This window comes from Zoogloea sp. GDB6 (genome assembly GCF_056724105.1).
Genome location: NZ_CM161497.1, coordinates 5485001 through 5507826, shown reverse-complemented (window position 1 = coordinate 5507826; position 22826 = coordinate 5485001). Strand labels below are relative to the sequence as shown.

21 protein-coding genes and 2 rRNA genes are annotated in these 22826 nt (G+C 64.8%); 7 read left to right on the top strand and 16 right to left on the bottom strand.

All coding sequences use genetic code 11. The features are described 5' to 3' along the window. Nucleotides 1–2: 2 nt before the first annotated feature. The 11 genes from AC1PQG_RS25180 to AC1PQG_RS25130 all read right to left on the bottom strand — a co-directional run bounded on the left by AC1PQG_RS25180 (nucleotide 3) and on the right by AC1PQG_RS25130 (nucleotide 10739). On the bottom strand, nucleotides 3–803 hold the full coding sequence (locus AC1PQG_RS25180; RefSeq protein ID WP_481120456.1) for a substrate-binding periplasmic protein: 801 nt from the start codon (nucleotides 801–803) through the stop codon (nucleotides 3–5). A gap of 145 nt (nucleotides 804–948) precedes the next feature. After that, entirely contained in the window at nucleotides 949–1638 is a 690-nt protein-coding gene (locus tag AC1PQG_RS25175; RefSeq protein WP_481120455.1) for a response regulator, read from the bottom strand. A gap of 5 nt (nucleotides 1639–1643) precedes the next feature. Further along, complete coding sequence (locus AC1PQG_RS25170) at nucleotides 1644–2933, bottom strand: ATP-binding protein (RefSeq protein ID WP_481120454.1); 1290 nt, start codon at nucleotides 2931–2933, stop codon at nucleotides 1644–1646. 111 nt (nucleotides 2934–3044) lie between these two features. Beyond that, nucleotides 3045–4118: an RnfABCDGE type electron transport complex subunit D gene (locus tag AC1PQG_RS25165; protein WP_481120453.1), complete on the bottom strand. Its 1074-nt coding sequence runs from the start codon at nucleotides 4116–4118 to the stop codon at nucleotides 3045–3047. Then, nucleotides 4115–5635, bottom strand: coding sequence for an electron transport complex subunit RsxC (gene rsxC, locus AC1PQG_RS25160; protein ID WP_481120452.1), 1521 nt, complete (start codon nucleotides 5633–5635; stop codon nucleotides 4115–4117). Before rsxC ends, AC1PQG_RS25165 begins: the two co-directional genes overlap by 4 nt. 10 nt (nucleotides 5636–5645) lie before the next feature. Then, a complete protein-coding gene (locus AC1PQG_RS25155; RefSeq protein ID WP_481120451.1) occupies nucleotides 5646–6179 on the bottom strand; it encodes an RnfABCDGE type electron transport complex subunit B in 534 nt (177 codons plus the stop codon). A 28-nt stretch (nucleotides 6180–6207) separates the two neighbouring features. Then, nucleotides 6208–6789, bottom strand: a complete 582-nt coding sequence (gene rsxA / locus AC1PQG_RS25150; protein WP_374486874.1) for an electron transport complex subunit RsxA — start codon at nucleotides 6787–6789, stop codon at nucleotides 6208–6210. A gap of 15 nt (nucleotides 6790–6804) precedes the next feature. Then, entirely contained in the window at nucleotides 6805–7326 is a 522-nt protein-coding gene (locus AC1PQG_RS25145; protein WP_481120450.1) for a SoxR reducing system RseC family protein, read from the bottom strand. 26 nt (nucleotides 7327–7352) lie between these two features. Then, nucleotides 7353–8039 (bottom strand): electron transport complex subunit E, encoded by a 687-nt coding sequence (locus tag AC1PQG_RS25140; protein ID WP_481120449.1) that lies wholly within the window; start codon nucleotides 8037–8039, stop codon nucleotides 7353–7355. A gap of 1 nt (nucleotide 8040) precedes the next feature. Further along, nucleotides 8041–8679, bottom strand: coding sequence for an electron transport complex subunit RsxG (gene rsxG, locus AC1PQG_RS25135; protein WP_481120448.1), 639 nt, complete (start codon nucleotides 8677–8679; stop codon nucleotides 8041–8043). A gap of 254 nt (nucleotides 8680–8933) precedes the next feature. Next, nucleotides 8934–10739: a sensor domain-containing diguanylate cyclase gene (locus AC1PQG_RS25130; protein WP_481120447.1), complete on the bottom strand. Its 1806-nt coding sequence runs from the start codon at nucleotides 10737–10739 to the stop codon at nucleotides 8934–8936. Between the two features lie 185 nt (nucleotides 10740–10924). On the opposite strand from AC1PQG_RS25130, the gene AC1PQG_RS25125 reads away from it, so the two are divergent. From AC1PQG_RS25125 to AC1PQG_RS25095, 7 genes are all read left to right on the top strand, one after another. Further along, nucleotides 10925–12496: an ATP-binding protein gene (locus AC1PQG_RS25125; protein WP_481120446.1), complete on the top strand. Its 1572-nt coding sequence runs from the start codon at nucleotides 10925–10927 to the stop codon at nucleotides 12494–12496. After that, entirely contained in the window at nucleotides 12480–13157 is a 678-nt protein-coding gene (locus tag AC1PQG_RS25120; protein WP_481120445.1) for a response regulator, read from the top strand. Before AC1PQG_RS25125 ends, AC1PQG_RS25120 begins: the two co-directional genes overlap by 17 nt. A gap of 170 nt (nucleotides 13158–13327) precedes the next feature. Beyond that, on the top strand, nucleotides 13328–14458 hold the full coding sequence (locus AC1PQG_RS25115) for an aminomethyl transferase family protein (protein WP_481120444.1): 1131 nt from the start codon (nucleotides 13328–13330) through the stop codon (nucleotides 14456–14458). A 136-nt stretch (nucleotides 14459–14594) separates the two neighbouring features. Beyond that, on the top strand, nucleotides 14595–15458 hold the full coding sequence (gene purU / locus AC1PQG_RS25110) for a formyltetrahydrofolate deformylase (protein WP_481120443.1): 864 nt from the start codon (nucleotides 14595–14597) through the stop codon (nucleotides 15456–15458). Further along, the gene (folD, locus tag AC1PQG_RS25105; RefSeq protein ID WP_481120442.1) at nucleotides 15455–16372 is read left to right on the top strand and encodes a bifunctional methylenetetrahydrofolate dehydrogenase/methenyltetrahydrofolate cyclohydrolase FolD; all 918 of its coding nucleotides are present in this window, start codon (nucleotides 15455–15457) and stop codon (nucleotides 16370–16372) included. Before purU ends, folD begins: the two co-directional genes overlap by 4 nt. Nucleotides 16373–16529: 157 nt before the next feature. Then, complete coding sequence (locus AC1PQG_RS25100) at nucleotides 16530–16844, top strand: transposase (RefSeq protein WP_481120441.1); 315 nt, start codon at nucleotides 16530–16532, stop codon at nucleotides 16842–16844. After that, nucleotides 16841–17254: a hypothetical protein gene (locus tag AC1PQG_RS25095; RefSeq protein ID WP_481120440.1), complete on the top strand. Its 414-nt coding sequence runs from the start codon at nucleotides 16841–16843 to the stop codon at nucleotides 17252–17254. The genes AC1PQG_RS25100 and AC1PQG_RS25095 overlap by 4 nt, the downstream gene beginning before the upstream one ends. On the opposite strand, the gene tnpC is transcribed toward AC1PQG_RS25095, so the two are convergent. The 5 genes from tnpC to AC1PQG_RS25070 form a co-directional block, all read right to left on the bottom strand. Further along, the gene (gene tnpC, locus AC1PQG_RS25090; protein WP_481120439.1) at nucleotides 17246–18751 is read right to left on the bottom strand and encodes an IS66 family transposase; all 1506 of its coding nucleotides are present in this window, start codon (nucleotides 18749–18751) and stop codon (nucleotides 17246–17248) included. The genes AC1PQG_RS25095 and tnpC overlap by 9 nt on opposite strands. Nucleotides 18752–18812: 61 nt before the next feature. Continuing rightward, nucleotides 18813–19142, bottom strand: coding sequence for an IS66 family insertion sequence element accessory protein TnpB (gene tnpB / locus AC1PQG_RS25085; RefSeq protein ID WP_481120438.1), 330 nt, complete (start codon nucleotides 19140–19142; stop codon nucleotides 18813–18815). Continuing rightward, a complete protein-coding gene (locus AC1PQG_RS25080) occupies nucleotides 19139–19504 on the bottom strand; it encodes a transposase (protein ID WP_481120437.1) in 366 nt (121 codons plus the stop codon). Before AC1PQG_RS25080 ends, tnpB begins: the two co-directional genes overlap by 4 nt. A gap of 162 nt (nucleotides 19505–19666) precedes the next feature. Continuing rightward, nucleotides 19667–19779, bottom strand: a 5S ribosomal RNA gene (gene rrf, locus AC1PQG_RS25075). 117 nt (nucleotides 19780–19896) lie between these two features. Next, nucleotides 19897–22779: ribosomal RNA gene (locus AC1PQG_RS25070) — 23S ribosomal RNA — on the bottom strand. Nucleotides 22780–22826: the final 47 nt, after the last annotated feature.

The following is a 22826-nucleotide window of genomic DNA, read 5'->3' as shown; positions in this document are numbered from 1 at the left end:
AACTAATTGCCTGTCTGGGCGCGAATGGCGATGGGCTCGAGGCGGTGCCGCTTGATTGCGGCCATCAATTGGCCGTTCTGCTTGACCCGCTCGAGGAACTGTTCCACCCACGCATACCAGCGCTCATCCCCCTTCTGCATCGCGTACGCGTAGGGCGTCAGGTGGTAGGTGGACGACGGCGCCACCAGGCGCGCCCAGTCGGTGGTTTCGAGCATCCGGCGGCTGAACGGAAAGTCCGTCATGAACACGTCGGCGCGCCCCGATTCGACCTCTTGCTCGCGGCCCTGGGTCGTGTCGATGACCAGCAGGGTGGCGTGGCGGAGCTTGTCACGCATGACCGGCTCGTGCAGCGTGCCCTTGGCGACGGCCACGACGACACCCGGCTTGTCGATATCGTCCCAGGTCTTGATACGCCGGTTGCTCCTGGTGGTGATGGCGTAGATGTCGCTGACCAGGTGCGGCTGCGTGAAGCGCAGTTTGTCGGCCCGCGCCGGCGTCACACCGATGGCGAACATGGCGATGTCGCAGCGGTCCTGCGTGATGTCGTCGATCAGCCGGGCGAAGGAGCTGTCGATGAAATTCACCCGCACGCCCAGTTCCTTGGCGAGCGTCCTGGCCATGTCCACGTCGATGCCGTCGAGGGCCTGGGTTTTCGGGTTGCGGTAGGAAATGCCGTAATAGTCGGGCCAGATGCAGACCCGGACCTCGCCGGCCGCCCTGATCCGCTCCAGATGCCCGCTTTGCGCCAGCGCGGGCTGGCCGAGCAGCAGAACGCATCCGCCAGCAAGAATAAGTCTGTTCATCTCGATTCCCATGGAGGAATATACGGGCCGAAGCGGACCGGCACACCTGATGTCGCGCTATTGTAAGAAAAAGGGCCGGCACAAGTCGCGGCAGAGGGCATCAGGATCGACCCCGATCCGTGACGGATGTGTCACACAAGGACTTTCAGGGCTCGAAACGGTAGCCGACGCCGATCTCGGTCAGGATGTGGCGCGGGCAGGCCGGGCTGGCCTCGATCTTCTGACGCAGGTGGCCGACATAGACCCGCAGATACTGGTGGTTGTCGGCGGCCTTGGCGCCCCAGATGTGGGTCAGCAGGTGGTGGTGGGTCATCACCCGACCCGGATTGGCAGCCAGGAAGACCAGCAGGCGGTATTCGATCTGCGTCAGGTGCAGGGCCTCGCCGGCCCGTTCGACGACCCGCGTCACGCAGTTGATCTCGTAATCACCGAAGCGGATCTTCGGCTCAGGCGCGGCCGGCATGACCTGGCCGCGGCGCAGCAGCACGCGCACGCGGGCCAGCAGCTCGGCAATACCGAAGGGCTTGGTGAGGTAGTCGTCGGCGCCGGCGTCGAGGGCTTCGACCTTGCTCTTCTCCTGGGTGCGCGCCGACAGCACCAGGATCGGGGTCGGCGACCAGGCCCGGTAGTCGCGGATGAAGTCGATACCGTCCCGGTCCGGCAGGCCGAGGTCGAGGATCACCACGTCTGGGCGCCGCGCGGCCGCCTCCACCGCCGCCTGGCTGGCACTGGCCGCCTCGCAGACGGCGAAGCCTTCACACTCCAACGCAGTAGCCACCGCCTCGCGCATCTGGCGCTCGTCCTCCACCAGCAGGATGGTCTTGCTGTCACTCATCGCCGTCACCCCAGGGCCAACACGTCCGGCGGGTTGCCGATCGGCAGCGTGAAGTAGAAGCAGGCCCCGCCACCGAGGCGGTTGGACGCGCCGATCTCGCCCTCGTGGGCGTCGACGATGCTGCGCGAGATGGCCAGCCCGAGGCCGACGCCCGCCACGTCGGATTCCTGCCTGCCGCGCTGGAACAGGTTGAACAGGCGGCCGGCGTCGCCGTCCGGCAGGCCGGGGCCGGAATCGCTGACGCTGATCTCCAGCCTGTCGCCGAGCTGACGCACGGCCAGCTCGATCGGCGCGTCGGCCGGCGCGTACTTGATGGCGTTCTCCAGCAAATTCCACAGCACGCGCTCGATCAGCACCGCGTCGATGCACACCGGCGGCAGGTTGCGCGGCAGGTTGACGCTGATCTCCCGGTCGCGCCACTGGCCGCGGATCTGTGTCAGCACCACACCGACCACTTCATCCACCGGCTGCCAGGCGCGGTTCAGCTCGACGCGGCCGGAGCTCAGCTTGGCCATGTCGAGAAGGTTCATCATCTGCTGGCAGATCGTCATGGCCTGGTTGCGGATCGCTTCGAGCAGGCGCTTCTGGCGCTCCGGCGAGGCTTTGCCGAGGGCCGCCGTGTCGGCCATGCTGACCAGCGCCGCCAGCGGCGTGCGCAAGTCGTGGGACAAAGCGCCGAGGATGGAGCTGCGCAACACCTCGGAGGCGTGCCGGACCTCGGTCTCCCGCGCCATTTCGGCGAAACGCGAGCGCTCCAGCGCCACTGCGACGAGGGACGCGACGGTCTCGATGTATTCGACGAAATCCGGGTGGGACACCACCGCCGGCATCGCCTCGAAGGCCAGCACGCCCTGGGTGCCGCTGGCCGCGGCGAGCGGCAGCAGGGCGTGCAGCGCACCGTCCGGCAAGGGCTCCCAGTTCAGCCGCGCCTGCTCGACGCAGGCCTCGAGGCGGGTGGCGAGCACCGGGAAAGGCGGCGCAGCGAACTCCGCCGGCGGGATCAGGTGGGCATTCCGCGCGCCGACGGCGCTGGCCAGGAAGGCGAAGGTTGCATCAGCCACATCGGTGGCCGTCAGCGCGCCGGACAGCTCCCGCGAGAACTCGTAGAGCGTCTTGCTGAGCAGCGACTTGCGCTCGGCGATCTCGGCATGGCGGCGCAGGCGGAGCGTGGAATGACCGACGGTCAGCGCGACCGCCAGCATCAGCGTGGCAGGCAGAAAGTAAGGTGTGTCGGTCATCGGGCCACTACGGAGCGCAGGCAGCATGAGCACCAGCAGCAGGGCCGCCCACACCATGGCCAACCCACCCCCCAAGAAAACAGCCCGCAGCCGGGTGGGCTGCGGGCTGGACGGAAGGGCGGCGGCCGGGATCCTCATGGCGCTCGGAGGAAGCCCGGCATGGCTGACTCAGTCCGCAACCTGCAGCGGCAGCCCCTTGCGGTTGCGGCCGTAGATGCGGGGGCGGAAGTGGCTGTCGATGATCGGCGTCAGCGCGTTCATCAGCATCACCGCGAAGGCCACGCCTTCCGGATAGCCGGCCCAGGTGCGGATCACGTAGGTCAGCAGGCCGCAGCCGAAGCCGAACACCAGCCGGCCCACCGGCGAATTGGGGGACGTGACGTAGTCGGTGGCGATGAAGAAGGCGCCGAGCATCACGCCGCCGGACATCAGGTGGGTCTGGGCGTCGAGGAAGTGGGCCGGGTCGTAGGCGTTCAGCGCGGCGGCCGGCAGCGCGACGCCTGCCAGCATGGCGACCGGAATGTGCCAGCTGATGACACGCTTGATGATCAGCATCAGACCACCGGCGATGATCAGCCAGGCTGCGGTCTCGCCCATGCTGCCGGCGCGCTCGCCGATCATCGACAGGACCGGCGCGTGGGCCGCCGACTGCAGCAGATCGACGCCGCGGGACATCTCGGTCTTCGAGAAGCCCAGCGTGGTGGCGCTGGTCATCGCGTCGAAGGCCGCCGGAATGCCCTTGAAGAGGATCACCAGGCCGTCCAGCGGGCCCGGCGAGCCGTCGGCGAAGAGCGGCGCGACGCCAACCCAGGAGGTCATCTGCACCGGGAAGGAGATCAGCAGCGCGACGCGGGCCACCATCGCCGGGTTGAAGAGGTTCTGGCCGAGGCCGCCGAAGACGTGCTTGCCAAGGACGATGCCGAACAGGCCACCGAAGGCGCCAATCCACCACGGCGCCCACGGCGGCAGGGACACCGCCAGCAGCCAGCCGGTGAGGATCGCCGAGCCATCGGTGAGCGCTTTGCTGGCCTGGCGGTCCATGGCGCGCAGGAAGAAGGCCTCGCCGAGCATCGCCGAGGCGATGGTGATCAGCCACAGGTAGATCGACGGCCAGCCGTACAGCCAGAAGCCGTACAGCGTGGACGGGGCCAGCGCGACCATCACGGTCGCCATGATGCGGCCGGGATTGTTGGAGGTGGTGGTGTACGGTGCGGCGACCGGACTGCCGAGGTTCTCGTTCATACCGTTTCTCCTTGAGCCTGACCGCTATCCTTGGCCGGGGCCTTGGCGGCGGCCGCCTTGGCTGCCGCGGCGGCGTCCTTCTCGGCCTTGCGGCGCGCGGCGGCTTCGGCCTTTTCCTGTTTCTCCCGTTCGATGCGTGCGGTGCGGGCTTCGGCCAGGCGCTTGGTGGCATCGGTGCGCAGCTTGACGCGCTCGGCGGCCATCAACTCACCCTTGGCGTAGCTGAAGTACTGCACCAGCGGGATGTGCGACGGGCACACGTAGGCGCAGCAGCCGCAGGAGATGCAGTCGCCGAGGGCATAGCCCTCCGCCCCTTCGAAATCCTCGACGCGGATGTGCGCCGCCATCTCCATCGGCAGCAGGCCCATCGGACAGGCGTCGGCGCAGGTGCCGCAGCGGATGCACGGGCCGGCTTCCGGCGTGGCCGCTTCGGCGGCGTTGAAGGCCAGGATGCCGGAGGCGCCCTTGACCAGCGGGATGCGGTCGTGGGCCAGCGGCGTGCCCATCATCGGTCCGCCGAGGATCAGGCGGGCCGGCTCGCCCTTCAGGCCGACGAAGGCCAGCAGGTCGGTGACCAGCGTGCCGAGCGGCGCATAGATGTTGCCCGGCGTGGCGATCGCCCCGCCGTTGAGGGTGACGATGCGCTCCACCAGCGGCTGGCCGAGGCGCACCGCCTTATGCACGGCGGCGCAGGTGGATACGTTGTGGACCAGCACGCCGACTTCCGCCGCGCGGGCGTTGGACGGCACTTCCTTGCCGGTGAGGGTCTGGATCAGCTGCTTGTCGGAGCCCATCGGGTAGCGCGTCGGCACCGGGCAGATCTTGACCTCGGAGAAGGACGCAGCGGCCTTGCGCATCGCGGCGATGGCTTCCGGCTTGTTGTCCTCGATGCCGACCAGCGCCTCTTTGGCACCGATGGCATGCATGACGAGGCGGACGCCATCGACGACCTGGTCGGCGAAGTCGCGCATGATGCGGTCGTCGCTGGACAGGTAGGGCTCGCACTCGCCGCCATTGACGATCAGCGTTTCCACCTTGAGGCGCTTGCCGAGGGCGAACTTGACCGCCGACGGGAAGGTCGCGCCGCCGAGGCCGACGACGCCGGCTGCCGCAGCCTTGCGGGCGATGTCTTCCGGCGCCAGCGCGAAGGGATCGGCGACCAGGTCGGTGTCGATCCAGCGGTCCTGGCCGTCGGACTCGATGGTGATGGCGCGGAAGGGTAGGCCCGAGGCGTGCGGCGCGGTCACGTCACCGATGGAGAACACGGTACCCGACACCGGCGCATGGATCGGCGCCGAGATGTTGCCCTGGGCGTCGGCCAGCAGCTGGCCCTTGAGGACCTTCTGGCCAACCACCACGATCGGGCGCGCGGCGCCGCCGACGTGCTGGCTGAGAGGCATGTAGACGCGCTCGGGCGTCGGCAGGATGCGCAGCGGGGCATCGGCGGCCGGACGCTTGTGGTCGTCCGGATGTACGCCCCAGCTGGGCTCTTTGAAGAAGCGGTCGAGGAATCCCATGATGGCGTACTCAGCTGGCAGAAGAAGCGGGTTGCGGCCAGACCCAGTGCTGCAGGGTCACCGGAATGGGCATCAGGCTCAGCGCTTCGGTGGGGCACACGTTTACGCAGGACGAGCAGCCGGTACAGGCTTCGCGGATCACGTTATGGACCTGCTTGGCGGCGCCGATGATGGCGTCGGTCGGGCAGACCTTCAGGCATCGGCTGCAGCCGATGCAGATTTCCTCGGTCACATCCGCGATCTGCGGGCCCGAATCCACCACTGCGGAGAGGTCCACCTTGATGCCCAGCTTGGCCGCCAAGGCTTCGGCGGTGGCCTTGCCGCCCGGCGGGCAGAGCGTCACCTGCGCTTCGCCCTTGGCCAGCGCGGCGGCCGCCTGGGCACAGCCCACGTAGCCGCACTGGCCGCACTGGGAGCCCGGCAGCATGGCCTGGATCTCGGCTTCGAGCGGGTTCTCTTCGACCGCCAGGTAGCGCGACGCTGTACCGAGCATGCTACCCAGGGCGAGACCCATCAAGGAAAGGCTTCCGACTGATACCAACATGATGATCGTCCTCGTTTCTGGTTTCTGATTAGCTCGCGGCGATGCCCGAGAACCCCATGAAGGCCATGGCCAGCATTCCGGCCACGATGAACGCGATCGGCGGGCCGGCGAACAGGCGCGGCACCTGCACCAACGCCAGGCGCTCCCGCAGGCCGGCGAAGATCACCATCACCAGGCTGTAGCCGAGGGACGACGCGAAGGCGAACAGGGTCGCGTGGATGAAGCTCATGCGCCCTTCGACCAGCAGCAGGGCGACGCCCAGCACCGCGCAGTTGGTGGTGATCAGGGGCAGGTAGATGCCGAGCATCTGGAACAGCTCGGGCGAGACCTTCTTGATCGTCATCTCGGTGAATTGCACCGCCGAGGCGATCACCAGGATGAAGGTCACGGTGCGCAGGAAGCCCAGTCCGTAGGCATCGAGCAGGTAGGTCTGCACGGCCCAGTCGGCCATCGACGAGACGGTGATCACGAAGGTCGTCGCGAAGCCCATCCCCGCCGCAGTGTCGATGCGCGTGGTCACCCCCATGAAGGAGCACAGCCCGAGGAAGCGGGCGAGGATCACGTTATTGACCAGCGCAGCGCTGATCATGATCATGGCAAATTCTTTCATGGTCTTGTCCCAAGCCTATTTGCAGGTTTCGTCGGGGCGCGCCCGACGCAGAAAATGGGGAGTCGCTTCGCCACGCACGGCCAGGCGGTAGGCACCGATACGCGCCACCAGCAGCCCGAAGGCCAGGCCGGCGGCCACGCCGAGCATCGACAGAAGATCGCTCTCGTAGGCCGACTGCGCCAGGCCGCCGCCGCACAGGGCGGCCAGCAGCGGGAAGCCGTAGGCCAGCACCGCAGCCTTCAGCAGCGTGCTGTTGTGGACGCCGACCACGATCCGCTCACCCTCACGCAGCTCGCCGGGGCCCGGCGGGTTGTCGAGGCGGAAGCGACGGGACTGGAGGCGGCTGGCGACCGAGCCGATGCCGGCCGCGCCGTGGCTACCGCAACTGGCGCTGGAGGCGCAGCTGCCGCAGCTGGTGGTCTGCTCCGGCTCCAGCCAGGCCCAGCCCGGCTCGACGCGGACGACGCGGGCGATGCCTTCCACCATCGGGGTGCTGGAGTCCTGGCTCATGCTGGCGATCTCGCGGGTGGCGTTCATGATCGGGATGGCTGTCAGGTGACGACTCAGACCGCGTGGGCGCCGGCCATCTGGATTTCCTTGCCGGCACGCAGGTCGAGCACGCGCTTGGCCACCACCAGCAGGCCGGTGACGATGAAGCCGCCCGGCGGCAGGATCATCATCAGCACGCCCATGTCGGCGGGCAGCAGGCGCATCTCGATGACCTTGAAGGAGTTGCCGAGCAGCAGCGAGGCGTCGGCGAACAGCGTGCCGGAGCCGATGATTTCCCGTACCGCACCGATCACGGTCAGCGCGATGGTGAAGCCAAGGCCCATGAACAGGCCATCGAGCAGGGCCGGGAACGGGGGCTGCTTGGCGGCGAAGGCTTCCAGCCGGGCCAGCGGCAGACAGTTGGAGACGATCAGCGGGATGAACAGGCCGAGCACCTTGTAGAGCTCATGCATCCAGGCGTTCATCGCCAGATCGACGAGGGTCACCATGGCAGCGACGATCAGGATGTAGACCGGGATCCGCACTTCGGTGGTGATCTGGTTGCGGAACACCGCCACCAGGTAGCTTGAGGCGCCCATCACGACGGCGGTGGCGAGCCCCATGCCGAAGCCGTTGGTGGCACTGGTCGTCATGGCCATCGTCGGACACATGCCGAGCAGCATGCTGAAGACCCCGTTGTTGTCCCACAGGCCATCCTTGACGATGGTGGAATACTGGTTCGAGTTTTCGGCGTTCGACATTTCAATTGCTCCCGGTCAGCTTGTCCTTGTTCGCGGCATAGAACTCCTGCCCGCGCCGTATGGCGGCCACCACGCCGCGCGGCGTGATCGTCGCGCCGGCGAACTGGTCGAAATCCCCACCATCCTTCTTGACCTTCCAGCGCTCGACAGGTGGATTGCTCAGCGACAGGCCGGTGAAGCGCTCGATCCACGGGCCCTTCTTCGCCTCGATCTTGTCGCCCAGGCCCGGGGTTTCCTTATGGGCCAGCACGCGCACGCCAAGCAGCTTGCCGCCGGCGTCGATGCCCATCATCAGGCGGATCTCGCCGGCGTAGCCGGTGCCGAAGATCTCGTAGGCCACGCCAGTCACCTGCTTGTCCTTGCGGGCGCGATAGACGGTGATCTCCTTGCCCTCTTCGTTCTTGACGGTGAGAGTGTCGAGGACCGGGTTGTTGTCGTGGATGTTGTCGGGCAGGACCTGGCTGAGGGAGTTCTGCTTGTCCTCGAGGGCGCGGGCGGCGATGTCGTCGAGGGTGACATCGTTGGTCAGCGCCATCACCAGACCGAAGCCGAGACAGAAGGCGAACAGGATCACTCCGTGGATGTAGGGCTTTGGCTTGACGGCGACCGGAGCAATCGGCGAATCGTGCGTGGCGTTCATGATCTGTCGAAATAAGGGGGTTTGCCCTGATTTAGCAGGTCTTGTGCCAAGGACTCGCGGATGCGCCGGAAGGCCCGGAATTGCAGTGTTTTACAGTCTTTTCGGGGGTCCGGCGGGCGGACGGGACGGTACGTTTTGTGGAGGAGACGCTACATGCCCCGGTTTGTCGCACGTATAAAGACAACAAACGACAAAGCCTTGTTTTACGGTCCTTTTTAGGCGGGCCACATATAAAGGATGCGTAAACAGCCCCGTCAGACGGCGGCCTGGGCACTCCGCGCGGCCTCGATCAGTAGCGCCTGGGCGTCGGCACAGGCGGCCTGACCGGACGCCTCGCCGACCGCGATGTCGAGGCTGATGGCATGGCCGTCGATGCGTAGCGGATGGCCGAGCAGTTCGACAAGGGCGGCCGTCAGGCGAGCGCGCCCCGGCGGTGACGCCGGCTCGTCGGGCAGCGCGCCTGCCCAGGCCAGTGCCGCCGGGCGGAAGTCGGCGATCAGCACCGCGAAGCCGCTGCCGTGGCGGGTCACACAGTTGCAGTCGCTGTGCAGCACGCGCAGGCGCTTGCCGCTTTCCACCAGCACCCGTTCGGCCATCGCCGCACCATGCTCGGCGGCAATCCGCTCCAGGGACGGAATGGCCAGGTGTACGACCATGAAGGGATAGCCGGCGATGGCCGAGTGGACAAACACGTGCTGCAAGCGGTCGAGGAACAAGCTGAAGCCGAGCAGGCCGGTGGCGTTGTCGAAGAACAGGCGGCGGCGGGCTTCCTCCTGGGCTTCGCGGCTGCTGCTGACGTCGGTGATGAAGCCTTCCAGGCCGAGGAATTCTCCACGGCTGGAATGGATGCCGCGCCCCTGCTCCCACACCCAGCGGGTCTGGCCGTCCCGGTCGACGATGCGGTAGCTGAGTTCGTAGCGCTCGCGCCGGGCCAGGCGCATCTGCACGTAGTTCCAGACGAAATCCCGATCCTCCGGATGGATCAGGTCGGCGAAGCTGGCGGAGCGGTTGTCCACCAGTTCCAGCGGCGTGTAGCCGGTCAGCTCGAAACAGCCCTCGCTGACGAATTCCATCGTCCATTCCTTGTCGTTCTGGCCCCGGTAGATCATCCCCGGCAGGTTGTCGAGCATGGTGTGCAGGCTGCGCCGCTGGGCGCGCAGGGCTTCTTCGCCGCGCCGCCGCTGGTCGATGTCGAGGAGCATGCCGGCGATGCCGGCCTCGCCGCCCGGCGGCAGTTCCACCGGCCAGGCCCGCAGTTCCACCCAGCGCGGGCCCGACGTGCGGGCGGCGAGCAGGCGGACTTCCAGCGTCAGCCCGTCCCGTTCGCCGGCCTGCAGCTGGCGCAGGCCCTTGGTCAGCGCGGCCCGGTCTTCCACCGGGAAGAGCTGCAGGAAGGGCGTGCCGAGGCCGTCCGCCGCCGGTCGGCCAGTCGTCCGCTCCCAGCGGGAATTGAGATAGGCCACATGCAACTGGGCATCCAGCGTGAACAGGATCTCCGCGGCACCATGGGCGAAACGGTTGCCCCACTGGTGGTCCGCCGCGCTGCCGTCGTCTTCCGGCAGGGAGAAATGCAGCAGCGCCATCGGCGAGCGGTCGGCCCGGAACAGGCTCACCTGCGCCGGCCAGGACACGCCGTCGGCACGCAGCAGCGTGATCACGCCATCGCAGGCCGGGGTGTCGGCAGCCAGCAGTTCGGCCAGCCGTCCCTGATGCTTGGGATGCACGATGTTGTCGAGGGGCATGCCGATCAGCTCGTCGCCGCGCTCCTCCAGGCCGAGCGCCTTGAGCAGGGCCCGATTGACGTGGGCGATGCGCCCGTTCTCGGCAAGTACGGCCGGCTGGCCGCTGTGCTGGGCGAACTGGCTAAGGGTTGGATCGGCCAGCGCCGGGCCGTCAGGCCGGGCGGCGGCGAGGCGGCGGCCGCCGAAGCGCAGCGCCGTCCACGCCAGCCCGGGAATCAGCGGCACGAGGGCCAGCAGCGGCGTCTGGCGCCCAGCATCGCCGCAGACAATGACGGCCAGCACCGAAACCAGCAGGGTCGCAAATAGATAAAGGGTCATGGCGGGAATCCGTGAGCGTGAACACCGCGCCTGCACGGCACGGCGTCCGCATCAAGCAGGATTCACTCCATCCTGCCTGGCGCGGCGCCGATCCGGGACGGAAACAGCCGTTTCCCAAAAGGCGCAAAAGTTGCTTCAAAGGAACGGCATATCGACGGACCTTCTCAATCGCCAACGACGCTCACGTGCTGAAACGCTACCCGCTCCTGTCCCGCCTGAGCCTCATGCTGAGCTGCCTGGCCAGCCTGTGCGCGGCCTTGTTCCTCAGCGCCGGGGCCGCCGGGCGCCTGGAGGCAGCGGCCCGTGCAGCTCCCGGCAGCCTGGCGGCCAGCCGGCTTGCGGGCATCGAACTGATGGAGATCGTGCTGGCGCTGGCCTTCGTGATCGGCTGTGCGATCACGCTGCGCATCGCCTACCGGGCCCTGGCCCAACGCACCGACTGTGCGCTGGCCCGCCTGGCCGCGCACACGGTCGGTGCGGACGGGCCGGTCGGCGGGACCGACGAGATCGACCGGCTGATACGTGCGCTGGACGGCGTGTCAGCCCAGCTGGCCTGCCGCGTCGCCGACAGCGAACGCCTGTCCCGCCACGCTCATGAGCAGGAACGCTTCGCCACCCGCTCGCTGGAATTCATCTACCGCGCCTGTACCTGTCTGGCCGAAAACAACGCCAGCACCCAGTGGTTGACCGCCTTGCTGGAAGACATGGCCGACTGCCTGCGCGCCCGCAGCTGTTCGCTGGGCCTGCTGACACCCCTCGCCGAAAGCCTGGGGGTGCCGACCCGCCTGGGCGCACCGCGGCTGGCCAGCCTGCTCGACGAGTTCGACGCGGAAACCCTGGCCCGCAAGGGCGGACTGCGCCGCCAGGCGACCTACGCAGATGGCGAGCGGGTCGAGCTGGCGGTGCCGGTGCGCGACGCCGACGGCATCTACGGCATCCTGGTGGTGGAGGCGCGCAGCGACGTGCTTTTCGAAAGCCGCTACAGCCGCTTGGTGGACGCGGTAGCCAGCCTGTTCGCACTGTCCCTCGGCAGCCTGCAGCGCACCCAGCGCCGCCGCCGGCTGGCCCTGATGGACGAGCGCAACGCGATCGCCGGCGAGCTGCACGACTCCCTGGCCCAGGCGCTGTCCTACATGAAACTGCAGATCGCCCGCCTGCAATTGGAGATCGGGCGCAGCTGCGGCGCCTGCGCGCCCGGCGGCAAGGTGCTGGAGATCTCCGGCGACATCAAGACCGGCCTCGACAGCGCCTACCGCCACCTGCGCGAGCTGCTGTCGGCCTTCCGCACCAGCATGCCACCCGGCGGCCTGCAGCAGGCCATCCGCGAAGTGGTCGAGGAGCTATCTGCCCGCGCCGGCACCGAGATCAGCCTCGACTACCGGCTCGGTGACACACCGCTGTCGGTCAACGAGGAGTTCCACCTGCTACAAATCGTCCGCGAGGCGCTGACCAACGTGATCCGTCATGCCCGCGCCGGGCACGCGCTGATCCGCCTGGACTGCGAAGCCGGCGTGGTGGTCGTGCAGGTGGACGACGACGGCCGCGGGATGGCAGCCGGCAGCGGCGGCGAAGGCCATCACGGCGTCTCGATCATGCAAGACCGGGCCCGCCAGCTGGCCGGCACCCTGGACCTGCAACCCGGCCCCGGCGGGCGCGGCACCCGCGTGGAACTGCGCTTCCGCCCGCGGGCCGGGCCGCCGCCTTCTTCTCCCCCATTCGCATCCGACAGGGACACTGCCCATGCACAGCCCCACTGACGACACACCACCGATCCGCCTGGTGGTGGTGGACGACCACGCCCTCTTCCGCAAGGGCATCGGCCAGCTGCTCTCGATGTACGGCGACCTCCACGTGGTCGCCGAAGCCGCTTGCGGCGCCGACGGCATCGAAGCCGTACTGACCCACCGGCCCGACGTGGCCCTGGTGGACCTGCACATGAAGGGCCTCGACGGCATCTCTGTAGTCCGCGCACTGAAAACCGCCGGCTCAGCTACACGGCTGGTGATGCTCACCGTGTCCGACTCCAGCTTCGACGTGATGGAAGCCCTCAAGGCCGGCGCCAGCGGCTATCTGCTGAAGGACATGGAGCCTGACGAGTTCTGCCTGAAGCTACGCCAGGTGGCCGCCGGCGGTACCGTGCTGTCGGCCGAGGTCGGCGGCATTCTCGCCAAGCCCCAGCCACCGAGCCGCGAGAGCATCGACGCCGGCTGGGCCTCCCTCACCGCGCGGGAGCAGGAAACCCTCGAACTGGTCTCCAAGGGCGCGTCGAACAAGATCGTCGCCCGCTCGCTGGGCATCGCCGAGAGCACCGTGAAGGTTCACGTGAAACACGTGCTGCAGAAACTCAACCTGCGCAACCGCTTCGAGGCTGCCGTGTGGCTGCGCGAACTGCGCCAGGAGGAAGGCCGGCCGTCCTGAAAACGAAACCGGGCTCCGATTCATGTCCGGCAATTTGCGTCTGCAGACCACCCTGCACAGGGCGGGCCACGCCCTCCGCCTTGAAGTAGTACCAGAGTAGTATTTTCCGGCGCCGGGCCGGCTGGCCTAATGAACTCAAGCTTCATCCCTTTTTCGACTAGGAGTTGCAGATGAGTTCATGGAGACTCTCGGTCCTCGCTGACCGCCACCGCGCCCTCGGTTCCAGCCTCGAAGACTGGAACGGCATGGGTACCGCCTGGACCTACCGGACCGATCTAGCCGACGAGCACGCGGCGATCCGCACCCGTGCCGGCCTGATGGACGTGTCGGGCCTCAAGAAGATGCACATCATCGGCCCCCACGCCGAGGCGCTGATCAACTTCGCCACCACCCGCAATGTCAGCAAGCTCTACCCGGGCAAGTCGGTCTATGCCTGCATGCTCAACGAAGCCGGCAAGTTCATCGACGACTGCGTGATCTACCGCAATGGTCCCAACGCCTTCATGGTGGTGCATGGTTCCGGCGCTGGCCACGAGATCCTGACCCGCGCCGCGGTCGGCCGCAATGTGGTCGTGCTGTTCGACGACGACCTCCATGACCTGTCCCTGCAAGGACCGGTGGCCGTCGATTTCCTCGCCAAGCACGTGCCAGGCATCCGCGAGCTGCCCTACTTCCACCACATGCAGACGACCCTCTTCGGCCGCCCGGTGATGCTATCCCGCACCGGCTACACCGGCGAGCGTGGCTACGAGATCTTCTGCAAAGCCGCCGACGCCCCGCTGATCTGGGACACCATCGTCGCCGAAGGCAAGGAAATGGGCATCATGCCCTGCTCCTTCACCGCCCTGGACTGGCTACGGGTGGAGAGCTACCTGCTGTTCTACCCGTACGACAACTCCGACATGTACCCGATGGAGGGCGAGCCGATCGGCGACAGCCTGTGGGAACTGGGCCTGGATTTCACCGTCTCGCCGGGCAAGAAGGAATTCCGCGGTGCCGCCGAGCACTACCGTCTGCAGGGTAAGGAGCGCTTCAAAATCTTTGGTGTAGAGCTGGCCAGCAAACAGGCCGCCCAGGCCGGCGATGCCCTCTACGACGGCGACACCAAGGTGGGCTTCGTCACCTGTGGCATGTATTCGCGGCTGGTGGAGCGTTCGATGGCCATCGCCCGCCTCGACCCGGCCTACGCCGTCGCCGGCCGCAAGCTGCAACTACGTGGCGCCAGCCTCGAATGCGGCGCGACAACCCACACGCTACCCTTCGACGACCCGGACAAGACCAAGCGCACGGCCAAGGGCTGAGCCCTGGCTTCCGTGGGGGCGAGCTCACTCGCTCCCCACCGCTGGATCAAGTCCACAGGCGAATGAACTCGCCCCCCGAGGGCTGCCTCATGCAGCCCCAATGGCCCGCCAGAGGCCGAGCAAAAGGAAACAGCCCATGAGCACCCCCACCCGACGTTACACCCTGTCCCTGTCCTGCCCTGACAAGGTCGGCATCGTCGCCGCCGTCAGCGCCTTCCTCGCCAAGAACCACGGCTGGATCACCGAAGCGAACCACCACGCCGATCCCGAAGCCCAGCGCTTCTTCATGCGCCAGGAAATCCTCGCCGACTCCCTGCCCTTCGGCATCGACACCCTGCGCGACAAGTTCGCCCCCATCGCCGCCGAGTTCGGCATGGACTGGCGCATCTCCGACAGCGCCCGCAAAAAACGCGTCGTCATCCTCGTCTCCAAGCAAGAACACTGCCTCTACGACCTCTTCGCCCGCTGGCAGTCCGGCGACCTGGACATCGACATCCCCTGCGTCATCTCCAACCACGAGACCTTCCGCGGCTTCGTCGAGTGGCACGGCATTCCCTTCCACCATGTGCCCGTCACTCCCGACAACAAACCCGCTGCCTACGCCAAGGTCGAAGAGCTGTTCCGCGAGTCCAACGGCGACGTAATGGTCCTCGCCCGCTACATGCAGATCCTGTCGCCCGAGCTGTGCATCAACTACCCCGGCCAGATCATCAACATCCACCACAGCTTCCTGCCCAGCTTCGTCGGCGCCAAGCCCTACCACCAGGCCCACGCCAAGGGCGTCAAGCTCATCGGCGCCACCTGCCACTACGTCACCAGCGAGCTCGACCAGGGACCCATCATCGAGCAGGACGTCATCCGCGTGGATCACTCCGACGCGCCCGACGACCTCGTCCGCTACGGCAAGGACATCGAGAAGGCCGTCCTCGCCCGCGGACTGCGCTACCACCTCGAGGACCGCGTCCTCGTCCATGGCAACAAGACGGTGGTGTTCCGATGACCGCCCAGATCATCGACGGCAAGGCCCTCTCGAAGCAGCTGCGCGAGGGCTTCCGCGAGCGTGTCGATCACCTCGCCGACCAGGGCGTGCAGCCCGGCCTGGCCGTCATCCTCGTCGGCGACAACCCCGCCTCCCGCGTCTATGTCGGCAACAAGATCAAGGCCTGCGAGGAGTGCGGCGTGCGCTCCTTCCACATCGCCCTGCCCGCCGATACGCCCCAGGCCGAGGTGCTCGCCACCATCGCCCGCCTCAACGCCGACCCGGCCGTGCATGGCATCCTGATCCAGCTGCCGCTGCCCCCGCACATCGAGCCGCGCAGCGTGCTCGAAGCCATTTCTGTGCATAAGGACGTGGACGGCTTCCACCTCTACAACGTCGGCGGACTCGTCGTCGGCAACACCATCTTCCCGCCGTGTACGCCCTACGGCGTACAGCTGCTGCTTGACGCCACCGGCACCGACGTGGCCGGCAAGAACGTGGTCGTCGTCGGCGCCAGCAACATCGTCGGCAAGCCGATGGCCCTGATGCTCCTGCAGCGCGAGGCCACCGTGACGATCTGCCACGCCAAGACCCGCGACCTCGCCCAGCACACCATCCTCGCCGACATCCTCATCGTCGCCGCCGGCAAGCCGGGCCTGATCGTGCCGCAGATGGTCAAGCAGGGCGCCATCGTCATCGACGTCGGCATCAACCGCCTCACGGATGGGCCCAACGCCGGCAAGATCGTCGGTGACGTGGATTTCGACGGGGTCAAGGAGAAGGCCAGCTGGATCACCCCGGTGCCCGGCGGCGTCGGCCCGATGACCGTCACCATGCTCATCGAAAACACCCTGCGCTCCGCCGAACGCGCCCTGCGCATACGCCAGGCCGACGATTTTCAGGAATGGGAAGCACCTATACTGAAAGACGTCTGATTACCGACTGAGCACCACAACACGGCATCGTTTGTACGTGGGCTGCAATTCGCCAGCCCAGCATCCACCGAATTCAGGAATGCTGTCCGGACGATGCCTTCTGATGTATTGCTCCAGTAAAACCCTGCTCAGGTGTTAACCTTGAAAGGAAAGACACATGAGTACGGCGATGGAAGACGAAAGCAAACGTTGGACAGCCAAGCGCAAGAGCGCATTGGTAATGGAAATCCTGCAAGGGAAGACGACGGTGGCGGAGGCGAGCCGCTCGTACGATCTCCCCCCGTCCGAGATCGAGACCTGGATCGACGAGGCGAAGCGGGGCATGGAGAACGCACTGCGTGCCAACCCGCTGGACATCCGGGAGCTGTACGAGAAGCAGATCAAGCAGCTGCAGGAAGCCTACGGGGAAGCGATGCTGGAGCTGCGTGCCCGAAAAAAATTGCAGTCCCTGCTGGGCGAGGACGAGAAGTGATCGAGACGATCCGCCAGGGACTGCAGGAAGAAGGTGTCGTCGTCTCGATCAGCCAGCTGTGCCGGTGGTTTGAAGTGCCCCGTCGGACGTTCTACTACCAGTCGGTGAAGGCGCTACCGAAAGTGCAGCCCCGCTTTGCTGAACCGATCAAGGCGATGATCGAGGACAACCCGTCCTTTGGTTACCGGACCGTGGCGCACCTGCTGGGCTTCAACAAGCACACGGTGCAGCGGGTGTTCCAGCTCCGCGGCTGGCAGGTCAGGAAGCGTCCGGTCGGTTTCCGGCCGCGGATCGAGGCGCGGCGCTCAAGGGCATCCCAACCCAACGAGCATTGGGCGACGGATCTGTGCCGTGTCTGGGCAGGGAGGGTAAGCACCCGGCGATCCCCTCTTGACCGAGCCTTAAGCTGAATCCGGCTGCCACCGATGCGGCAACAGCTCCCCGATCCGACTCTGCGGCTGAGTCGGCAGGCGGGTGAGGACATCCTTCAGGTAGGCGTAGGGCTCATGCCCATTCAAGCGCGCCGACTGGATCAGGCTCATGATCGCCGCCGCGCGCTTGCCAGCGCGCAGCGAACCCGCAAAGAGCCCGTTCTTGCGGCCGATGGCAATCGGCCGAATCTGGTTCTCGATCCAGTTGTTGTCGATGGGCACGCGCCCATCCGTCAGGTAATGGGTCAGCGCCGTCCAGCGTTTGAGGGTGTAGTCGATGGCTTTGGCGCTGGATGACCCGTTGGGAATCTTGCCCCGACACGCCAGCAGCCAGGCTTTCAAGTCTTCCAGCCGCGGCCGGGCACGCGTTTCTCGTAGCGCCTGGCGGGCTTCGGCCTTCAGCTCCCGCGTGTCTTGCTCGATGCCGTAGAGGGCGGCGATGCGGTCCAGCGCCTCGCCGGCGATCTGGCTTTGCCCGTGCTCCTGGAGCTCGAAGAACTTGCGCCGCGCGTGGGCCATGCAGCCGGCTTCGGTCACGCCTTTGGCGATCAAGGCCTTGTAGCCCGAGTAATCGTCGCAGACGAGGGTGCCTCGCCAGTCGCCCAGGAAGTCCTGCGCGTGCTTGCCGGCGCGGCTCTCGGCAAAGTCGTAGATCACCGCCCGGACCGGATCGTGGGCGCCGATGCTGTAGGACCACAGATAGGCCCGGTGGGTCTTGCCGGCCCCGGGGTCGAGCATGGCCACCGGCGTCTCGTCGGCATGCAGCACCGGGAAGGCGAGAAGCTCTTCCTTCAGCGCATCGACCAGTGCTTGCAACTGCACGCCCATCTGGCCGACCCATTGGGCCAGCGTGGATTGGGGAATGGCGAGCCCCGCCCGGCCGAAGATGCCTTCCTGGCGGTAGAGTGGCAGATGATCCTGGTACTTGGCCACCAGCACCTGGGCAAGCAGCCCGGCGGTGGGGATACCCTTGTCGATCACGTGGGCGGGTACCGGCGCCTGCACCAGGGTTTCGCACGCCTGGCAAACCCATTTGCCGCGGAGGTGGCGCTCGACGCTGAAGGTGCCGGGCGTGTAGTCGAGCTTCTCGGCCACATCCTCGCCGATGCGTTTCATCTGGCAGCCACAGGCGCAGAAGGTGGAGTCCGGTTCGTGATGGATCTCGGTGCGCGGAAGCTCGGGCGGCAGGGGTTTGCGCTTGGCCTGGCCCTTGGCGGATGCGGGTTTGCCGGAGAGCTGTTCAAGTGCCTCGGTCATCGCAGCCAGGTCCGCTTCGACCGTCTCCTCGAACAGCTGGGCCTGCTCCGCGGACAGGCGCTCAGTCTTGACCCCGAAGCGCCAGCGTTTGTGCAGTGCCAGCTCATGAGTGAGCTGGTCGATCTTGCTCTGGCGCCAAGTGAGTTCCCGGTCCTGCGCGATGAGCAGCTGGCGCAGGGCGTCGGCGTCCAGTTCGTGGAGGTTGGCGGGGAGAACCATGGTCAAATCATGCTGTTCGAACACGGCCACTGCCATCGGGACATCCCCCGATGGTGGACCTTCAAATCATCCGGATCGCGCCGTCGCTGCCCAGCTGCTGCCAGGGCAGCCCCAGCACCAGGGCGTCGAACTGGGCCTGCGAGAGCGTGAGCGAGCCGTTCCCCGCGGCCCAACGGAAGCGCCCCTGGTTGAGCCGCCGGCAGGCGAGCCAGATCCCCTGGCCGTCGTGGATCAGCACCTTCATCCGGGTGCCGCGCCGGTTGGCGAAGAGGTAGGCATGATGCGGGCGCGCCTCACCGAAGACCTGCACCACCTGGGCAAGGAGCGTGTGCATGCCGGCGCGCATGTCGAGCGGAGCGATCGACAGCCATAAGGCTTCGACCCGGATCACCCGAGCCACTCACGTAGCCAGGCACCACAGGCGGCGGCCGAAGACGCGGGCCAGTCTACCGTGACCACTGCGGCACCTTTGCGCAGTTCCAGCCGGATGGGGGGATCAACGCAGGGGGAAAGCTGCACCGGGACGAAGCCGCCCATCGGCTCGGAGGCCGCCACACGTAAGGACAGACAGGACAACTCGGGCGGCTCGATGCCCCGCTCGCGCATCCAGCGCCGCAGCTGGTTGGCGTTGATCCCGTTCGCCAGGGCCACCCCGGCGACCGACGCACCGGGTTCGCCGCAGGCTTCGATCAGGGACCGTTTGAACTCCTCGGAGTGGGTGCGACGGGTACGGCAGGGCTTCGTGATGCTCATCAAAGTGTCCACTTCTATTTGGCTAGTGGACGCTATATTTAGCGAGCTAAGGGGCTGGCGGAAGATGGGATGGCCGGGGGCTTACCCGGGGGCTTGCTTTGTTTCGGAGCTTTAAAGCGCAAAGCCCCCGCACGATGGAGTGCGAGGGCTTTGATGGGGTAAGTCTGACGATGACCTACTTTCACGCACGGTTGTGCACTATCATCGGCGCGGTCTTGTTTCACGGTCCTGTTCGGGATGGGAAGGGGTGGTTCCAAGACGCTATGGTCGTCAGACTATAACTTGTACCGCTTTCCGCGTTTTCGCGGTTGAAGCGTCAAAGGGAAGAAGTGTTCTTTGGGATGTATGACTGCGCGTTGCGCTTTATTCGTCTTGCATTTTTGCAAGGTTATAGGATCAAGCCTCACGGGCAATTAGTACTGGTTAGCTTAACGCATTACTGCGCTTCCACACCCAGCCTATCAACGTCGTGGTCTTCAACGACCCTTCAGGGGAATCGAGTTCCCAGGGATATCTCATCTTGAGGCGAGTTTCCCGCTTAGATGCTTTCAGCGGTTATCTCTTCCGGATTTAGCTACCCGGCGATGCGACTGGCGTCACAACCGGTACACCAGAGATCCGTCCACTCCGGTCCTCTCGTACTAGGAGCAGGCCCCCTCAAATATCCAGCGCCCACGGCAGATAGGGACCAAACTGTCTCACGACGTTTTAAACCCAGCTCACGTACCACTTTAAATGGCGAACAGCCATACCCTTGGGACCGGCTACAGCCCCAGGATGTGATGAGCCGACATCGAGGTGCCAAACTCCGCCGTCGATGTGAACTCTTGGGCGGAATCAGCCTGTTATCCCCAGAGTACCTTTTATCCGTTGAGCGATGGCCCTTCCATACAGAACCACCGGATCACTATGACCTGCTTTCGCACCTGCTCGACTTGTCGGTCTCGCAGTCAAGCCACCTTTTGCCATTGCACTATCAGTACGATGTCCGACCGTACCTAGGTGACCTTCGTACTCCTCCGTTACCTTTTGGGAGGAGACCGCCCCAGTCAAACTGCCTACCATGCACGGTCCCCGATCTGGATTCACAGACCTAGGTTAGAACCTCAACGACACCAGGGTGGTATTTCAAGGACGGCTCCTCTGGAACTAGCGTCCCAGTCTCATCGCCTCCCACCTATCCTACACAAGTCCCGTCAAAGTCCAATGCAAAGCTACAGTAAAGGTTCATGGGGTCTTTCCGTCTAGCCGCGGGGAGATTGCATCTTCACAAACACTTCAACTTCGCTGAGTCTCAGGAGGAGACAGTGTGGCCATCGTTACGCCATTCGTGCAGGTCGGAACTTACCCGACAAGGAATTTCGCTACCTTAGGACCGTTATAGTTACGGCCGCCGTTTACCGGGGCTTCGATCAAGAGCTTGCACCCCATCACTTAACCTTCCGGCACCGGGCAGGCGTCACACCCTATACGTCCACTTTCGTGTTTGCAGAGTGCTGTGTTTTTAATAAACAGTCGCAGCCACCGATTCTCTGCGGCCTCTTCGCCCTTCGGATGTACTCCTACAAGCTACCGAGGCATACCTTCTCCCGAAGTTACGGTATCAATTTGCCGAGTTCCTTCTCCTGAGTTCTCTCAAGCGCCTTAGTATCTTCTACCTGCCCACCTGTGTCGGTTTGCGGTACGGTCACTCTATGACTGAAGCTTAGAGGCTTTTCCTGGAAGCAGGGTATCAATCACTTCGGTCTCAAAGAGACCTCGTCGTCACGCCTCAGCTAAGCTCTCCGGATTTGCCTAAAGAGCACGCCTACACGCTTAAACCGGGACGTCCAACACCCGGCTGACCTAACCTTCTCCGTCCCCCCATCGCATCATAGAGCGGTACAGGAATATTGACCTGTTTCCCATCGACTACGCATTTCTGCCTCGCCTTAGGGGCCGACTCACCCTGCGTCGATGAACGTTGCGCAGGAAACCTTGGGCTTTCGGCGAGGGTGCTTTTCACACCCTTTATCGCTACTCATGTCAGCATTCGCACTTCTGATATCTCCAGCATCCTTTACAAGACACCTTCACAGACTTACAGAACGCTCCCCTACCATCTCTTACGAGATCCGCAGCTTCGGTTCATGGCTTGAGCCCCGTTACATCTTCCGCGCAGGACGACTCGACTAGTGAGCTATTACGCTTTCTTTAAAGGGTGGCTGCTTCTAAGCCAACCTCCTAGCTGTCTATGCCTTCCCACCTCGTTTTCCACTTAGCCATGTATTTGGGACCTTAGCTGGCGGTCTGGGTTGTTTCCCTCTTGACGATGGACGTTAGCACCCACCGTCTGTCTCCCGTGTATCACTTTCCGGTATTCGGAGTTTGCTATCGCGGGGTAGATCGCAATGACCCCCCCAACGATTACAGTGCTCTACCCCCGGAAGTGTCCGCACGAGGCACTACCTAAATAGTTTTCGGGGAGAACCAGCTATTTCCAAGTTTGTTTAGCCTTTCACCCCTATCCACAGCTCATCCCCTAATTTTTCAACATTAGTGGGTTCGGACCTCCAGTGCGTGTTACCGCACCTTCATCCTGGCCATGGATAGATCACTTGGTTTCGGGTCTACGCCCAGCAACTAAAATCGCCCTTATCAGACTCGCTTTCGCTACGCCTCCCCTATCCGGTTAAGCTTGCTACTGAACGTAAGTCGCTGACCCATTATACAAAAGGTACGCAGTCACCCCTTGCGAGGCTCCCACTGTTTGTATGCATGCGGTTTCAGGATCTATTTCACTCCCCTCCCGGGGTTCTTTTCGCCTTTCCCTCACGGTACTGGTTCACTATCGGTCGATCACGAGTATTTAGCCTTGGAGGATGGTCCCCCCATCTTCAGACAGGATTTCACGTGTCCCGCCCTACTTGTCGCACGCTCAGACCCGCCGGCTACTTTTCACATACGGGGCTATCACCCACTATGGCCAAGCTTTCCAGCTTGTTCTGTTAAGTAACCGGTTTAGTCGTGCAGGCTCATCCCCGTTCGCTCGCCACTACTTGGGGAATCTCGGTTGATTTCTTTTCCTCGGGGTACTTAGATGTTTCAGTTCTCCCGGTTCGCTTCCACTGACCTATGAATTCAGTCAGGGATACCTCAAAAGAGGTGGGTTTCCCCATTCGGATATCGGGGGATCAAAGCTCCATTGCCAGCTCCCCCCGCTTTTCGCAGGCTTGCACGTCCTTCATCGCCTGTGATCGCCAAGGCATCCACCACATGCACTTTGTCGCTTGATCCTATAACTTTGCACTCTGATTACTCAGAGACAACGCTATTGACGAAC

Excerpts from the sequence above, each read along its gene's own strand:
- rsxA (WP_374486874.1), bottom strand. The coding sequence starts at position 6,789 with ATGAAAGAATTTGCCATGATCATGATCAGCGCTGCGCTGGTCAATAAC.
- AC1PQG_RS25175 (WP_481120455.1), bottom strand. The coding sequence starts at position 1,638 with ATGAGTGACAGCAAGACCATCCTGCTGGTGGAGGACGAGCGCCAGATG.
- purU (WP_481120443.1), top strand. The coding sequence starts at position 14,595 with ATGAGCACCCCCACCCGACGTTACACCCTGTCCCTGTCCTGCCCTGAC.
- AC1PQG_RS25140 (WP_481120449.1), bottom strand. The coding sequence starts at position 8,039 with ATGTCGAACGCCGAAAACTCGAACCAGTATTCCACCATCGTCAAGGAT.
- AC1PQG_RS25100 (WP_481120441.1), top strand. The coding sequence starts at position 16,530 with ATGAGTACGGCGATGGAAGACGAAAGCAAACGTTGGACAGCCAAGCGC.
- AC1PQG_RS25165 (WP_481120453.1), bottom strand. The coding sequence starts at position 4,118 with ATGAACGAGAACCTCGGCAGTCCGGTCGCCGCACCGTACACCACCACC.
- AC1PQG_RS25180 (WP_481120456.1), bottom strand. The coding sequence starts at position 803 with ATGAACAGACTTATTCTTGCTGGCGGATGCGTTCTGCTGCTCGGCCAG.
- rsxC (WP_481120452.1), bottom strand. The coding sequence starts at position 5,635 with ATGGGATTCCTCGACCGCTTCTTCAAAGAGCCCAGCTGGGGCGTACAT.
- tnpC (WP_481120439.1), bottom strand. The coding sequence starts at position 18,751 with ATGGTTCTCCCCGCCAACCTCCACGAACTGGACGCCGACGCCCTGCGC.
- AC1PQG_RS25080 (WP_481120437.1), bottom strand. The coding sequence starts at position 19,504 with ATGAGCATCACGAAGCCCTGCCGTACCCGTCGCACCCACTCCGAGGAG.
- AC1PQG_RS25145 (WP_481120450.1), bottom strand. The coding sequence starts at position 7,326 with ATGAACGCCACCCGCGAGATCGCCAGCATGAGCCAGGACTCCAGCACC.
- AC1PQG_RS25120 (WP_481120445.1), top strand. The coding sequence starts at position 12,480 with ATGCACAGCCCCACTGACGACACACCACCGATCCGCCTGGTGGTGGTG.
- AC1PQG_RS25170 (WP_481120454.1), bottom strand. The coding sequence starts at position 2,933 with ATGGTGTGGGCGGCCCTGCTGCTGGTGCTCATGCTGCCTGCGCTCCGT.
- rsxG (WP_481120448.1), bottom strand. The coding sequence starts at position 8,679 with ATGAACGCCACGCACGATTCGCCGATTGCTCCGGTCGCCGTCAAGCCA.
- folD (WP_481120442.1), top strand. The coding sequence starts at position 15,455 with ATGACCGCCCAGATCATCGACGGCAAGGCCCTCTCGAAGCAGCTGCGC.
- AC1PQG_RS25115 (WP_481120444.1), top strand. The coding sequence starts at position 13,328 with ATGAGTTCATGGAGACTCTCGGTCCTCGCTGACCGCCACCGCGCCCTC.
- AC1PQG_RS25130 (WP_481120447.1), bottom strand. The coding sequence starts at position 10,739 with ATGACCCTTTATCTATTTGCGACCCTGCTGGTTTCGGTGCTGGCCGTC.
- AC1PQG_RS25155 (WP_481120451.1), bottom strand. The coding sequence starts at position 6,179 with ATGTTGGTATCAGTCGGAAGCCTTTCCTTGATGGGTCTCGCCCTGGGT.